Source organism: Gluconobacter sp. Dm-44 (assembly GCF_018256175.1).
GTDB classification, from domain to species: Bacteria; Pseudomonadota; Alphaproteobacteria; order Acetobacterales; family Acetobacteraceae; genus Gluconobacter; species Gluconobacter cadivus.
Genome location: NZ_JAERLZ010000027.1, coordinates 1 through 12,398, shown reverse-complemented (window position 1 = coordinate 12,398; position 12,398 = coordinate 1). Strand labels below are relative to the sequence as shown.

The following is a 12,398-nucleotide window of genomic DNA, read 5'->3' as shown; positions in this document are numbered from 1 at the left end:
GCCGCAGCGACGGCCGGCATCGGCGTCGCCGAAGCCGATCTCTATCCCCAGGTCAGCCTTGGCGGCTCGGTGGGGAGCACCACGTCGATAACGCATGCCTTGACGTTGTCGTCGTTCGGTTTGAGCGTCGGTCCATTGGTCTCATGGTCGTTCCCTAACCGGGTATTGGCAAACGCGCGTATCGCGCAGGCTGGAGCAGAAGCCCATGTTGCGCTTGGCACGTTCGATGGAACGATTCTATTTGCATTAAAACAGACCGAAACCGCCCTATCTGCCTACATGCGAACGCGTGAGCGTCTGGAAGACCTGGAGCGGGCGGCGAACTCCGCCGACAAGGCGAGCGGTGCTGCCGAAACACTACAACGCTTCGGCCGTACGCCATTCCTCGACGTCCTTAAAGCGCAAGCAAATTACGCCGACGCGCAGGCACGCCTGTCATCCGCTCGGATCGAACTTGTTGATCGGCAGATTGATCTGTTTCAGGCGCTCGGCGGTGGTTGGGAGTGATAGTGGTCTGTCTGGACATTATGTGCTGCGTTGAGAGCTCCCGTTGAGGACAATTGATGTCTTCTCCTGAGCATTCCTGCGCTGGAAGCGGACATTCCGTTTCGCAGGATATGAACATGGTGAAGGATGCGGCGATTGCAGGACTGGGAGTTGCCTAGCTCCCGGATCATTTTGTTCGGGAGCCATTGGAGAAGGGTTTGCTGGTGAAGGTACTGCCGGAATGGACGGGGCCGGAAGGGATCGTTCATCTGGTATTTATGACGCGGCGGGGTCTGCCGTCAGCGGTCCGTGCGTTTATCGATCATCTGGCCGCGGGATTTCCGAAGCTTTTATGAGCGCTGCGCTTTGACGTCAGAGACGGCCGTTTCTGGATAACGGGGTAAATCGTGATAGGGGCGGCTATAAGGCGTAATCGGACTACCGGTTTTTCGTGTCGTAAGGATTGGGAATAGCCAGCAGTGAAGGCAGGGATACCATCAGATACTTCCTACGGATGAAAAGCAGCTTGTTGGGGGCATTTTCTTGAATCGCGCGTATTGCGGATGAAACGTTATGTCCTGTTTAGTGGAGTTTTCGACGAGAAAAGAGCATCAGATGTCTGAGTTCAGTAGCTTCTTGAAAACGCAGAGCGATATTCATGCCGTCAATGCAATAGCGGCATTTTTGTCGCTTACTGTCCTGCCACAGCCTGACAGTAAGCCAGTCGATCTGGTGGTTCACGCCGGGAATGCCATTCTTGAAACGGCTCATGCTGCTTGCAAAGCGGCACTGGACGCAAATTGTCCCCTGGTTTTTTCCGGCGGGATTGGGCACTCGACCATGCTTCTTGTGGAGCGCGTCAGAGCAGAAAACCTGCTGCCAGAAGAAAACCTGGAGAACCGATCAGAATCTGAAATTTTTGGTGCTTTGGCTTCTCAGGTCTGGAATTTCCCAAAAGAAAAACTGATTCTGGAAACACGCTCGACCAACTGCGGCGAGAACGCAGTCTTTACGAAGTCTCTTCTCTCTGAACTGGAACAGAAAGCCCGGACGATCATCCTCTTTCAGGATCCGACGATGCAGTTACGAACTTTCGTGACCTTCCAGAAGGTCTGGCAGGACGCGTCCTGTAAAGCCGTTTTTTATAGCTGTCCGACCTTTGTGCCTCGTCTCCAGACGCAAGACGGGATCACGATATATGCTGCGGATTTACCGTTTGGGTTGTGGAGCCCTGAGCGATTTTTGTCCCTAATTATGGGAGAAATTCCCCGGTTACGAGACGACGAAAATGGCTACGGACCATTGGGACGAGGCTTCATCCCACATGTCGACATTCCTGCCGAAATTGAATCTGCTTATCAGCATGTTTATGGGCTTTTAAATAATCATGGAAAAACGAAGGGCCGCATCCTCACATGACGGGCGTGTTTAACGGGAGATGTCCTGAATGCATGTGTGAATTACAAACCTAAGGGACGAACTTCCCGGATAAGATCGATCAACAGGCGCAAACCAAGCGGGACCTGTCTTCGGCTGGAGTAGTAGATTTGATACCCCTCACCTCGGGCAGCCCATTCTTCAAGTACAATCTGAAGCCCGCCATTTTTCAGGTAGGGGGAAAACACGGGTTCCACACAATACATAAGACCAGAGCCAGCCAACGTCATGGCCAACATCGTGGGACGATCATTCAGGACAAACTGGGTCGGGACCGACATTGAGAACTCGCCATCAGGCCCTTCGAATTCCCATTGATAGATACGTCCGTCACCTAATCGCCCATTGATACAGCGGTGATTTTTAAGGTCGATCGGTGTCTGTGGGATACCGAACCGCTGAAAATACGCTGGAGCTCCTGCGACAATCCACCGTAAATCGCCTGAAATACGCTGCGCCACCATGTCTTCCGGCACGGTCCCACTGACACGGATACCGGCATCGAACCCCTCATGGGTGATATCTACCAGGCGGTCCGTAGCTTCAATTTCGATTTTTATTTCGGGATAGCGCTCTGCATAGAGTGCCAGAACAGGGGGTAAAATCGTGTGTGCGGCATCCACCTGCGCGTTAATTCGGATGCGTCCTTGGGGGGAATCACGATGTTTGTTCAGCCGTTCCACGGCCTGATCGATATCTTTCAGCGGCACTTCAATTGAATCACGAAACTCTTCACCTGCGGCGGTCAAAGTCACGCTGCGGTTCGTTCTGTTAACGAGACGCACACCGAGCTTTGCTTCCAGCCCCTTTAGCGCATGACTGATTGCCGAGGGGCTCACCCCCATTTCCAGACCGGCCAATCGAAAGCTGCGATGTCTGGCGACGGTTAGAAAGTAGGTAAAATCGGTGAGTTGGGAGCGTGCTACGGACATGTTTCGGATTTCAGCCTTTCTTGCCGGCACGTGCCGCAATCTTCTTTTCTTCAAACACTGCGGTATTGATCACGAGGGTAATCAAGCCATAAAGTTTTGGAAGCGATCACCTCCAAGTCTCGGGCTTCTCAACCTTGCCGTTCTCTATAAGCCACGCAATTGATTCCTTGACGCCAGCAATGCTGCTGTAGGCGGGCTCATAGCCGAGTTTTCGACGGGCTTTTTCTATAGACAGGCACGAACTCCGCGCAAAATGCTCCCAGGAGTGATGGGCTTCTTCTGGTGTGGGCTGCAGCTTTATCCATTCCTCATAGGGAGCATAAGCAATCTTCGGTTCGAAACCAAACCACGTAAAGATTGTCTCCGCGTAGCCTCTCAGGTTCAGCGCCGTATCTGAAACTGCGTTGAACGTCTCGCTAATCGCAACGCTGCGATTTGTCATTGCACACTGGATCAGTTGCGAAATGTCGGCCGCGTGAACATGGTTCACCGTCTCCAGTCCGAGATTGGGAAGGACGATTTCTTCACCACGAGCCATTTTGGAAAAAACGGCTGCTTTGTCGTTCGCGAGGGGCGTAATCGGGGTCCATCCTTCGCCAACGATCTGACCGGGGCGAAAGATTGTCGCGGGGAAGCCAGTGGTACGCGCCTCGTGCATAAGCCATTTTTCAATTTCAGCCTTGTCGATACCGTATTCGCCGAAGGGGTTAAGAGGCTCGTCCTCACCCGCTGGTACTGCGGCGGTGTGGCCGTAAACCCAGAGCGTGCTGCAATGCAGGAAATGTTCGATCTTACCACGGAGCGCTTCGACCAGTGGCCGGGTGCTGGCCAGATTGAACGAAATAAGGTCGATGACGATATCCGGTTTCAAGTCGACGATGCGGTTAACAAACGTGCCAGCTTTTTCTTCCGCTTGACGATCCACCGCAACTTGCTCGACGCGATCCCATGCCGTGTTATGAATATAGCTTTTGGCCAGTCCCCGGCTGACACTGACCACGTCGTGCCCCTGATCGACAAGCGCTGGCACAAGATATGTTCCGATATGGCCCGTGCCGCCGATGACGATAATTCTCGACATTGTCATTCTCCATGCAGAGGGCGTTCACATTACGGTATCGAAAATAGCGCTTAATGCAGACTTTTCTTCCCCCTATTCGTTCAATGCCTCGATGAAGAAACCTCATCAAACAATGCATATATGTTCGCAGCTGTTAATCACGCGAAATCGAACAAAAATTTCACGCAGGATTTGTGTGGTGCGCTGAGAAAAACCTTTCGATCTTTTATTTTTCTAACCTCTGCTTCTTCCGCCCCCGAGTGATCGCTTTCTGAGGCACGGTTTTACCATACTCCAGCCACCACGCGGTCAGTGCCTCCATGGTTGGCCCGAGACCCCGTGCTTTGGCGGTCATTTCATATTCCACACGTGGGGGGACTTCCGCATACACCGTGCGGGAGATCAGACCATCTGCCTCCAGTTCGCGGAGTTGGGCGGTCAGCATGTGCTGGGTGATGCCGGGTATCACCTTGCGCAATTCGCCAAATCGATGAACGCGCTGGTTGAGCAGCCACATGATTTCGAGCTTCCACTTGCCTGAGAGCATCGAGAAAGCGCGTCGCATCTCGTCCTGCATGGTGAAGTCATCGTCAGCCATTAGTCATACTTTCCATACTTACTGTCAGTAATTCATCCTACTTGCGCCAATTCATGCAGAGGATCAAATCTTATACACGCTCGTGGCGTCAGACCCAATGAGCGTATGAATACAGCGTGACATCGGGCCGATGATCTCATCGAAGCACGATGCGATCGGGAACAGTTATGACCGCAACCCTTCTCTACTGGATCAGCACGATCCTTCTGTCGCTGCTCTATTTCGGTTCTGCGACCCTGTATCTGACCAAAGCCGCGTGGGTTCGACAGACACTAGCGGACTTGAACTATCCAGCACCATACCTCGTGCCACTCATGATCGCGGTCAAGATTCTGGGACCGTTGGCAATCCTCTCACGGATCAGCATTCCCCTGAGCGATCTGGCCTATGCGGGTATCTTCTTTCACTTGCTCCTGTCCGGATCGGCGCATCTCGGGGTTCGGAAACCTCAGGGTGCCTTGCCCGCTTTGATCGGTCTTGTGCTGCTGGCCGCGTCTTTCACGACCCAGAACACGGCACGTGCGGTCCCGTCTCCATACGCCGTGACCTGCACGCGCTGACACAGCAATAACCTCGAACACCGAAAGGAAATGACCATGGGACGACTTGAAGGAAAAATCGCACTCGTCACAGGCGCCAGCCGTGGCATCGGTCGCGCCACCGCCAAACTGTTTGCCGCTGAAGGCGCCAAGGTTGCCGTGCTGTCACGCACACCGGCTGGCGTCGATGCAGTTGTTGCCGATATCCAAGCTGCTGGCCGCACCGCTCTGGCGGTCCCTGCCGATGCAGGAAATGCGGACCAGATCCAGGCAACCGTGGACAAGGTGGTTGCGGCTTATGGCGGTCTCGACATCCTTGTGAACAATGCTTTCGATGCAACCGTCGCCTATTCGTCGATCCTTGATCTGTCGACTGAGCAGCTTCAGCGCAATTTCGACATGGGACCAACCGCTTACCTGCACTTTATGCAGGCTGCCTATCCTCATCTCAAGGCCAGCGGCACTGGGCGCGTCATCAATTTTGGTTCGATGGCCGGGATTATCGGCCTTGCAGGTATGGGGCCTTACAATATGGCAAAGGAGGCCGTGCGTGCGCTAACCAGAACGGCTGCGCGTGAATGGGCCGCTGACAAGATCACTGTCAACAATGTTCTCCCCGTCGCCGAAACCTGGGGACCAGAGGCCAATGTGCCGCCAGCCACCAACCCGCTTGGTCGCTATGGTTCCCCGGAAGAAGACATTGCCCCTGTGGTTCTCTTTCTGGCCAGCAAGGATGCCCAGTTCATGACGGGATATTCTCTGACACCCGATGGTGGATCGATCATCGACAGCGCGCGCTGAACCGGTAACGCGACGAGCACTGATCGGGGCAACTGGAGGGATCACCATGATTGCCTCTCCCTTGCAGTTCATTGCCGCTCGGGCCGATCCCGTTACAAGGAAACAGATCATGAAAATTCACGCTGTCACTATCGATACCACCAATCCGCAGAAGCTCGCAGCATGGTGGTCCAAGACTCTAGGACTAGCGATTGGCAATGATTATGGCCAGATCGTCCAACTGGCTCCATCGCCCGACCTTCCTCTCATCCAGTTTCAGAAGATCGAAGAGGTTCCCACACAGCGCAATCGCGTTCATCTCGACCTCAGAACACCTGATCTCGACCATGAAAGTCAGCACCTGCTCAGTATCGGCGCAACGCTCGTCAAACGCTATGAACTCCCGCAGATCCGTTACGCAACATTCCTCGATCCGGACGGCAATACGTTCGACATCGTCTCAGACTAAGCAAGCCAGAGGCTCCGCTTTGGCGGAGCCTCAAGCAATCGAGCCCTGAATACATGCCTCATCTTCCCATCAGTTCCTTTTTTATCGCCATTTTCTCAGTCGCTTTGATCGGGCTTTCTATTCCCGTGTCTCTACGTCGCGTGAAGATAGGAGATATGATCGGGGACAGCCCTGATCAACCGCTGCATCGCCGTATCAGGGCGCAGGGAAACTTCATCGAATATGTTCCTCTCTGCCTGATTGGCCTCGTTCTGACCGAAGCGGAAACCGCTTCCCTATGGCCTGCACTGAGTATCGGTATCGCACTTGTTTGCGGGCGAGTTCTCCACGTTATCGGCATGTACGGCAATGATGCACCTCTGCGAGGGCTTGGAATGGTGTTGACCTATCTCTCACTTGTTCTGACAGCACTGTTCCTGTCAGGCATAATGCTGGGTTTTGTGTAAACATACCCTTTTTCACATACAGAGGTGGACACCATTTTTCGGACAGGACGATAAGCTGTCATCCGACCTGCGAGAGGACGGGCTTATGGGTAAGGTTACGCGTAAGATGAGCGGCGGAGTTCAAATCAGGTGTTGTGCTTGAACCGTCTCGGAATTGACGGAGAGGTCGGCATCTGAACATATCGAAGGCGTAAGCAGAGTTCTGCTTCCCTCAGGGACTAAACGGACAGGGATTTTGCGCGATAAGCTGGCTTATCTCCTGCTTAATTCTGGAAGGTGCAGGCGGCCATTCCAGTCTTTTATTTAAGCGGTAGAAATAGGTCTGCAACCGCCTCGTGCTCAGGCACCGCGGGAAAAAATGCGATGCGCTGGCAGTAGAGGGGGAAGTCGCGGGCTTCCTCCCCGCTTTGCGGGAGCCAGTCGCGGTAGAGATAGAGAGCCGCGGTTTCCAGATCGTCGGTATGACCTACGACCCGCAAGACGGCACACCTCCCGCCAGGAATGGTGCTGGACAAAATCTCCTCATTGCCTGCTTCGAAGACCCGCTCAGTCCCAACGCATAAATCCAGTCTGTAATCGTTTGGGTCTGTGGCCTGCGGGTCGCAACGAAATATGTTGAACGTCTCGCTACTCCGCGGCACAAGCCCGACCGTTTTTCGCCATCTGATGAACCGTTGAATGGTCGTCCCGATCGTGGCGGGAGGCCCACGATGCTCCATGATCGCCACCCGAATGGGTGACACCTCTCGAATGGTCACATCACTTCTGTTGAAAATCTGTTGCATGAGCTTATTTCTCGCATTCATGAGAGGCCCGAAGGCAGTAAGCCACGTCTCCCAGTCAGGAGATTTTCGGAACGATGACGGTGACTGCCCGAACCGTTGCCGAAAAGCGCGGGCAAAAGCATCGGGGGCGTCGTAGCCGGCATCCATCGCGATCTGCGTGACGCTCTGATCGTCACGATAGGCCAACCGGAACGAAGCGCGCTTCATTCGGCTAAGCTGAATGTAACGATGAACTGACAGTCCGAAGAACGCCGTGAATTGCCGGTGGAAATGGAACTTCGAGAACGCTGCGACCTTACTTAATGCTTCCAGGTCCAGCTGATCGTCGAGATGACATCCGATATAATCGAGCACCCGAATCATTCTGGCATGGTAGGTTTGGAATGCTGGCGTCACTGTCGGCTCCATCGTGGCGACAGTATCTAGACAGGTAGCCGCAAAGTCCGCTCGACCGATCTTGCGGTTTCTACATTCATGAACAGCGTATTCTCTTGATGGGGTAGTGATCCATTTGCCCGTCTTCCGAAAGGAACGTGGCGTGTTCAGCTTGCGCCTGCGCCATCAGGAGATGGTCAAACGGATCACGATGATGCAGAGGCAAAGATATCAGGATTTGCAGGTGTTCAGGCTGTATTGACAGCAGAGAGAAGCCTTCCACAGGGATGGCTGCCAGAATATCATCCATATCCGCATCCAGCTTTCCGATACGGATTTTGATCGCAATCTCCCAGAGTGACACGATACTTACCAGAAGATCGTGGGCCGGATCTGCAATGATCTCTCGTGCATTCTCACCCAGCCGTTCGGAGTCCGAAAGCCACCAAAGCAACGCATGCGTATCGAGCAGAACCTTCACAGGTCGCGTTCCATACTTTCAAGAATCTCGAGAGGTGTCTGATCAAAATCTTCGCTCATTCTGATCCGCCCACGAAGAGCTCCCGGCTGACGACGGGGGCGATAGGACGGAGTTGGTGGCCGCAGTTCAGCAACGACCTGATCGTGAGACGTCACGAGGATCGTACTGCCCTGCCTGACCTGCCGCAGATAAGCAGTCAGGTTTCCCCGGAACTCCCGAACCCCGATTTTCTGTGGGGCTGGCGCGTTATCTGAAAGATGCTCGCTCATGGTCTCCTCCCTATGTGTCATCATATCATGTACACAGAAGGAGGAGGTAGAGAATTCCCGAGACACATTCGATTTCAGAGATCCGTGGCTTCCGACAGTGCCAGAGCGTCCTCAACGTCCACCCCAAGGTATCGAACCGTACTATCCAGTTTTGAATGACCCAGCAGGATCTGCACGGCTCGGATATTACCGGTTCGTTTGTAAATCATGGCAACCTTAGTCCGGCGGAGCGAATGAGTTCCATATTCCCCGGGGATCAGTCCCACCGCCTGAACCCATTGATCCAGAAGCCGGGCGTATTGCCTTGTGCTCAGGTGAGCTTTGGCGCTGAGGCGACTTGGAAAAACATACTCATTCAGGCCACCACCGCGGTGCTCCAGCCACGTCCGCACGCTTTCCCGCGTTGTTTCTGTAATTTCGAATTGCACAGGTCGCCGGGTTTTCTGCTGGAAGACCATGGCTCGGTGGCGCACCTGACCACTGGTCACGATGTCGCCGATACGAAGGCTGACAAGATCGCAGCCTCTGAGCTTACTGTCGAGAGCAAGATCAAACAAAGCCTTGTCTCTGATACGATGCTCGCTCCCCAGCCAGAACCGAATAGCCCAAACGTGCTTTTCTTTGAGCGCCCTCTTGGCGCCAACCATTTTTCCTGCATTCCAAGGCACGGACGCCTTCAGCGTAGGCGATGGAAAACGCGTTTTCTTTTCCATGATAGTTTCTCCTGATCAGCTGCACATGCAGCAATCAGAAGTCTGGAGGAGGACATCGGCGGATAACGAGGACTAATGCAGACCGTCCGCTTTCCGGAAGCTTGAACGGCTCTGCTTATGACCGAGATGAGGGCGTCTGCCGCCTGTCCGCTTCACATTCCTTGAGCGGACAGGCAGTTCAGGGGGGAGAACGGAATGTCTGCTATAGAGTGGAATAGGCGGGAAGCAGTCATTCGTGTTGCCAAGTGCGGTTCAGCCGAAGTTCAACTAAAATTTTGGAAGAGCTTGTTGCCTTTCAAATCGAGCTGGCTGAGAACCGTGTTTCAACTCACGGGACATGCATCCGTGCCCGCACCATTTGCTGCTTGCGGGCGGTTTCTGATACCTCTGCCTCGCAATCTGGTCGTAAGAGAGCCATGAAAACGCACTCTTACGAAGTCGCCTATCCTGCCCGTCAGGGATATTCAGAACAGAGTTGATTTAGTGATGACGAACACCCCAGCCGATGAGTGGTTTGCTCGCCCCCTCGAGGACGAACTCCAGATATGGAAGTTCACCAATAGTTACGCGCTTCTTATGGGCAAGAGCGAACGCCGAGCACGGGCCGGGGAGCTGCTTCCATGCCAAATCTGGTGGAACTGTCTGGGAGGCAATAATGGAAGAAACGCCTTGGCTGGACGAACAGGAGGTGCCGGGAGCATTCGTGCCTCTACGGCACTCTCCAGGCCAATTCTTCCTCCGCATGGCGCGCCCAATTATCGGAGCCCCTCTCGACAAGTTCAGTCTCGTCCAAGCACGACTGCCAGTGGGTTTGAAGCCACCGGTGGACAGGAATGGGCACTCTGGCGTCTTCTCATCAGTATGGGACTCAATGCAGTCCAGTTGCCCCCTGCACAGATCAAAGCTTTCGCACTCTCCATGGGGAAACGCGCGAAAACCGATCAGATCGATGCGGAATTGATTGCGCGCTTTATGGCTTTTCGTCCAGAAGCAGGACGAACACTGCCGGATGTAAAACTCCAGTTTCTGCGGGCACTGACGGTGCGCAGAGCTCAGGTGGTGGAGGCACGTAAACGGCTTTCTGCCCAGATTTCGGCGCGCCGCGAGCAGGGTATAAGCGCTGAACTGGAGGACATGGACAGCAGCCTCAAAACATTTCTCGAAAGCCAGATCAGCGAGCTCGAACAACGGATTGAAAGCGTTATCGCAGAGGCAGAAGAACTCTCCGCGAAAGCAGAACTTCTCCGCTCCATTCCTGGTATCGGCCCGGTATCAGTCTCCATGCTTCTCGCAGAAATGCCGGAACTCGGCCGTATGACGGCGACAGAAGCTGCTGCCATGGCCGGACTTGCACCAATGGCTCACGATAGTGGCGCGATGCGGGGGAAACGTGTCATTTCAGGGGGAAGAAGATCTCTCCGTCACGTCCTGTTCCAAGCAGGATTGGCAGCTGCCTGCCATAATCCTGTTCTGAAAGCTGTCGCCAAACGCATGAAACAGCGGGGTAAGCCACATAAACTGGTGATCGTCGCTATCGCACGGCGTCTCATCACAATCGCCAACGCCGTCCTCAAAACAGGCCTGCCATGGCGCATTAGCTCCGCCGCTTAAACACAGTTGCTAGGCACCACGCGGTCCATTCGTGCGATGCGGACAGCTTAGAAGGCCTCATTTCCTGGACCCTAAGCACCGAAGAGACGGCGTTCAATTATCTCGATCGGGTCGACTTCGCGGATCCCATTGTGGTCTGGCTTCCCGCGGAAAAGAGCAAATGTAAACCAGATGAAATCATAAAGATCCTGCGATCCGTATTTTGGATTGTCTTTGACGATCTCTATTTCCGAGTAGAACCATTCGCTTGCTCCATTGTCCCAATCGATCCGGCCGCGCCTAAAAAAGAACGTAACGTCACCTTTTACAGAAATTGGTTTTGTGTCGCCAATGAGTATTTCGACATGTGCCTTTATTATTGTAAACCGCTTTATTGACCAATCGCTTGATGTTGGATCTAGTGTGCTGAAAAGCTCACTCTGATCGCTATCAAAATCGATTCTCGCCGTTCCGAACGACTTCGCTTTTAGCATCTCATCCAGAGACTTGGTTAGGCCGATAGTAGACGCCCGACCGGTTGAGCTGCAGCAGCCTGCATTGCCGGATGATCGGCAGACGCGCTCGCTCTGGGTCAATCATCTGCCGCCTCTGATCACGCCCAACCGAGCAGAGGCATCGCGTAAAAAATCCCGTTCCACGAGAAGCTCGCCGCCATCCCCTCAATCGCCTGCCGTTTCCACTGGGCGATCATCGTCTGATGCACACCATGTTTCGACGCTAGCTCCGCCAACGTCAGTTCCCCGCGGATCGCCTCCAGGGCAACCCGTGATTTGAAATCCGCCGCATATCTCTTGCGCTTAACCTTGCCCATAAAACCCGCCATCTCTCAGGTCGCATCTCCGTCAGTCGCATCGCAGGATCGGGGAGTTGGGTCGGGGGCTTTCGGAAGACGTCTTGCGGCTGCGCGCTTCCACCAGGAGGCGTTTCACGTGCTCATCGGCTCGCTTCGTTCATGTAGTAGAGGATGCGACGTTACCGTTTGACACGGAATTGTATCTATGGGTTACTAAATGTAATGTTTTCGTACAAAAATTTGGGCGTGCCATGACGGACCAAACTTTCTTTACATCTTTGCCTCCCTCTTCTCACGATACTGCAATGATGCAGACCTCAGGGGACGGTTATTCCACAGGGATAACGGACCATCAGTTTGGAACCGCTGCATTAACGACAACAGATCATGACTTAAAACGGGTTACCGGGTCCTCTTCAAACGATGACACTACCCACTATGGTTCGTCGACAGACTATCACCGTAACAGTGTAGCGCTTCAATCCGCGCTTCAGACTCTGCAAACATTTGCGCATGGCACGAAACAGTCGACAAAAGATGCTCAGTCTTCTGTCCCTGCAATACAGACCCCGTCGTCTTCGTCAATCGGACTGGTCATGTTGGCGCGTTCAGCGGAAGATCCGG

The 12,398-nt window shown here is 53.8% G+C and carries 15 protein-coding genes and 3 pseudogenes; 8 read left to right on the top strand and 10 right to left on the bottom strand.

Annotated features, from left to right (window positions below; genetic code table 11):
• The 3 genes and pseudogenes from JK213_RS15265 to JK213_RS15255 all read left to right on the top strand — a co-directional run.
• The coding region (locus JK213_RS15265; protein WP_211571856.1) for a TolC family protein at positions 1-507 on the top strand (507 nt) is incomplete at its 5' end.
• Positions 508-677: 170 nt separating this feature from the next.
• Positions 678-842, top strand: a pseudogene (locus JK213_RS16210) (LysR family transcriptional regulator); the annotation flags it as partial.
• 259 nt (positions 843-1,101) lie between these two features.
• Entirely contained in the window at positions 1,102-1,905 is an 804-nt protein-coding gene (locus JK213_RS15255) for a YdcF family protein (RefSeq protein ID WP_211571854.1), read from the top strand.
• Positions 1,906-1,946: 41 nt separating this feature from the next.
• On the opposite strand, the gene JK213_RS15250 is transcribed toward JK213_RS15255, so the two are convergent.
• The 3 genes from JK213_RS15250 to JK213_RS15240 form a co-directional block, all read right to left on the bottom strand.
• Complete coding sequence (locus tag JK213_RS15250; RefSeq protein ID WP_194263423.1) at positions 1,947-2,855, bottom strand: LysR substrate-binding domain-containing protein; 909 nt, start codon at positions 2,853-2,855, stop codon at positions 1,947-1,949.
• Positions 2,856-2,961: 106 nt separating this feature from the next.
• Positions 2,962-3,936 (bottom strand): NAD(P)-dependent oxidoreductase, encoded by a 975-nt coding sequence (locus tag JK213_RS15245; RefSeq protein ID WP_194263422.1) that lies wholly within the window; start codon positions 3,934-3,936, stop codon positions 2,962-2,964.
• A gap of 205 nt (positions 3,937-4,141) precedes the next feature.
• Positions 4,142-4,513 carry a helix-turn-helix domain-containing protein gene (locus JK213_RS15240; RefSeq protein WP_194263421.1) on the bottom strand — a complete coding sequence of 124 codons (372 nt, stop codon included), beginning with the start codon at positions 4,511-4,513 and terminating at the stop codon, positions 4,142-4,144.
• A gap of 167 nt (positions 4,514-4,680) precedes the next feature.
• Here JK213_RS15240 and JK213_RS15235 point away from each other — a divergent pair, with 167 nt between their 5' ends.
• The 4 genes from JK213_RS15235 to JK213_RS15220 all read left to right on the top strand — a co-directional run bounded on the left by JK213_RS15235 (position 4,681) and on the right by JK213_RS15220 (position 6,747).
• Entirely contained in the window at positions 4,681-5,073 is a 393-nt protein-coding gene (locus JK213_RS15235; RefSeq protein ID WP_194263420.1) for a DoxX family protein, read from the top strand.
• Between the two features lie 36 nt (positions 5,074-5,109).
• Positions 5,110-5,853: an SDR family NAD(P)-dependent oxidoreductase gene (locus tag JK213_RS15230; RefSeq protein WP_194263419.1), complete on the top strand. Its 744-nt coding sequence runs from the start codon at positions 5,110-5,112 to the stop codon at positions 5,851-5,853.
• A gap of 109 nt (positions 5,854-5,962) precedes the next feature.
• Positions 5,963-6,301: a VOC family protein gene (locus JK213_RS15225; protein ID WP_194263418.1), complete on the top strand. Its 339-nt coding sequence runs from the start codon at positions 5,963-5,965 to the stop codon at positions 6,299-6,301.
• A gap of 53 nt (positions 6,302-6,354) precedes the next feature.
• Positions 6,355-6,747: an MAPEG family protein gene (locus JK213_RS15220; RefSeq protein ID WP_194263417.1), complete on the top strand. Its 393-nt coding sequence runs from the start codon at positions 6,355-6,357 to the stop codon at positions 6,745-6,747.
• Positions 6,748-7,046: 299 nt separating this feature from the next.
• Here JK213_RS15220 and JK213_RS15215 read toward each other — a convergent pair whose 3' ends face one another.
• The 4 genes from JK213_RS15215 to JK213_RS15200 form a co-directional block, all read right to left on the bottom strand.
• Positions 7,047-7,928, bottom strand: a complete 882-nt coding sequence (locus JK213_RS15215) for an AraC family transcriptional regulator (protein WP_194263416.1) — start codon at positions 7,926-7,928, stop codon at positions 7,047-7,049.
• Between the two features lie 76 nt (positions 7,929-8,004).
• Positions 8,005-8,388: a type II toxin-antitoxin system VapC family toxin gene (locus tag JK213_RS15210; RefSeq protein ID WP_194263415.1), complete on the bottom strand. Its 384-nt coding sequence runs from the start codon at positions 8,386-8,388 to the stop codon at positions 8,005-8,007.
• Positions 8,385-8,681 carry a type II toxin-antitoxin system Phd/YefM family antitoxin gene (locus JK213_RS15205; RefSeq protein ID WP_194263414.1) on the bottom strand — a complete coding sequence of 99 codons (297 nt, stop codon included), beginning with the start codon at positions 8,679-8,681 and terminating at the stop codon, positions 8,385-8,387. The genes JK213_RS15210 and JK213_RS15205 overlap by 4 nt, the downstream gene beginning before the upstream one ends.
• 50 nt (positions 8,682-8,731) lie before the next feature.
• Positions 8,732-9,370, bottom strand: a complete 639-nt coding sequence (locus JK213_RS15200) for a tyrosine-type recombinase/integrase (protein ID WP_211571853.1) — start codon at positions 9,368-9,370, stop codon at positions 8,732-8,734.
• Positions 9,371-9,856: 486 nt separating this feature from the next.
• Between JK213_RS15200 and JK213_RS15195 the strand changes: the two genes are divergently transcribed.
• On the top strand, positions 9,857-10,981 hold the full coding sequence (locus JK213_RS15195) for an IS110 family transposase (RefSeq protein WP_228125684.1): 1,125 nt from the start codon (positions 9,857-9,859) through the stop codon (positions 10,979-10,981).
• Between the two features lie 71 nt (positions 10,982-11,052).
• On the opposite strand, the gene JK213_RS15190 is transcribed toward JK213_RS15195, so the two are convergent.
• The 3 genes and pseudogenes from JK213_RS15190 to JK213_RS16200 form a co-directional block, all read right to left on the bottom strand.
• Positions 11,053-11,454 (bottom strand): hypothetical protein, encoded by a 402-nt coding sequence (locus JK213_RS15190; RefSeq protein WP_408869907.1) that lies wholly within the window; start codon positions 11,452-11,454, stop codon positions 11,053-11,055.
• 22 nt (positions 11,455-11,476) lie between these two features.
• Positions 11,477-11,608, bottom strand: a pseudogene (locus JK213_RS16205) (IS3 family transposase); the annotation flags it as partial.
• 10 nt (positions 11,609-11,618) lie between these two features.
• Positions 11,619-11,792: pseudogene (locus JK213_RS16200) on the bottom strand (transposase); the annotation flags it as partial.
• Positions 11,793-12,398: the final 606 nt, after the last annotated feature.

Bases quoted from the DNA above. Each gene is read 5' to 3' on its own strand.
- JK213_RS15190 (WP_408869907.1), bottom strand. From the start codon at position 11,454: ATGCTAAAAGCGAAGTCGTTCGGAACGGCGAGAATCGATTTTGATAGC.
- JK213_RS15240 (WP_194263421.1), bottom strand. From the start codon at position 4,513: ATGGCTGACGATGACTTCACCATGCAGGACGAGATGCGACGCGCTTTC.
- JK213_RS15250 (WP_194263423.1), bottom strand. From the start codon at position 2,855: ATGTCCGTAGCACGCTCCCAACTCACCGATTTTACCTACTTTCTAACC.
- JK213_RS15195 (WP_228125684.1), top strand. From the start codon at position 9,857: ATGACGAACACCCCAGCCGATGAGTGGTTTGCTCGCCCCCTCGAGGAC.
- JK213_RS15200 (WP_211571853.1), bottom strand. From the start codon at position 9,370: ATGGAAAAGAAAACGCGTTTTCCATCGCCTACGCTGAAGGCGTCCGTG.
- JK213_RS15245 (WP_194263422.1), bottom strand. From the start codon at position 3,936: ATGTCGAGAATTATCGTCATCGGCGGCACGGGCCATATCGGAACATAT.
- JK213_RS15230 (WP_194263419.1), top strand. From the start codon at position 5,110: ATGGGACGACTTGAAGGAAAAATCGCACTCGTCACAGGCGCCAGCCGT.
- JK213_RS15255 (WP_211571854.1), top strand. From the start codon at position 1,102: ATGTCTGAGTTCAGTAGCTTCTTGAAAACGCAGAGCGATATTCATGCC.
- JK213_RS15205 (WP_194263414.1), bottom strand. From the start codon at position 8,681: ATGATGACACATAGGGAGGAGACCATGAGCGAGCATCTTTCAGATAAC.
- JK213_RS15225 (WP_194263418.1), top strand. From the start codon at position 5,963: ATGAAAATTCACGCTGTCACTATCGATACCACCAATCCGCAGAAGCTC.
- JK213_RS15235 (WP_194263420.1), top strand. From the start codon at position 4,681: ATGACCGCAACCCTTCTCTACTGGATCAGCACGATCCTTCTGTCGCTG.
- JK213_RS15220 (WP_194263417.1), top strand. From the start codon at position 6,355: ATGCCTCATCTTCCCATCAGTTCCTTTTTTATCGCCATTTTCTCAGTC.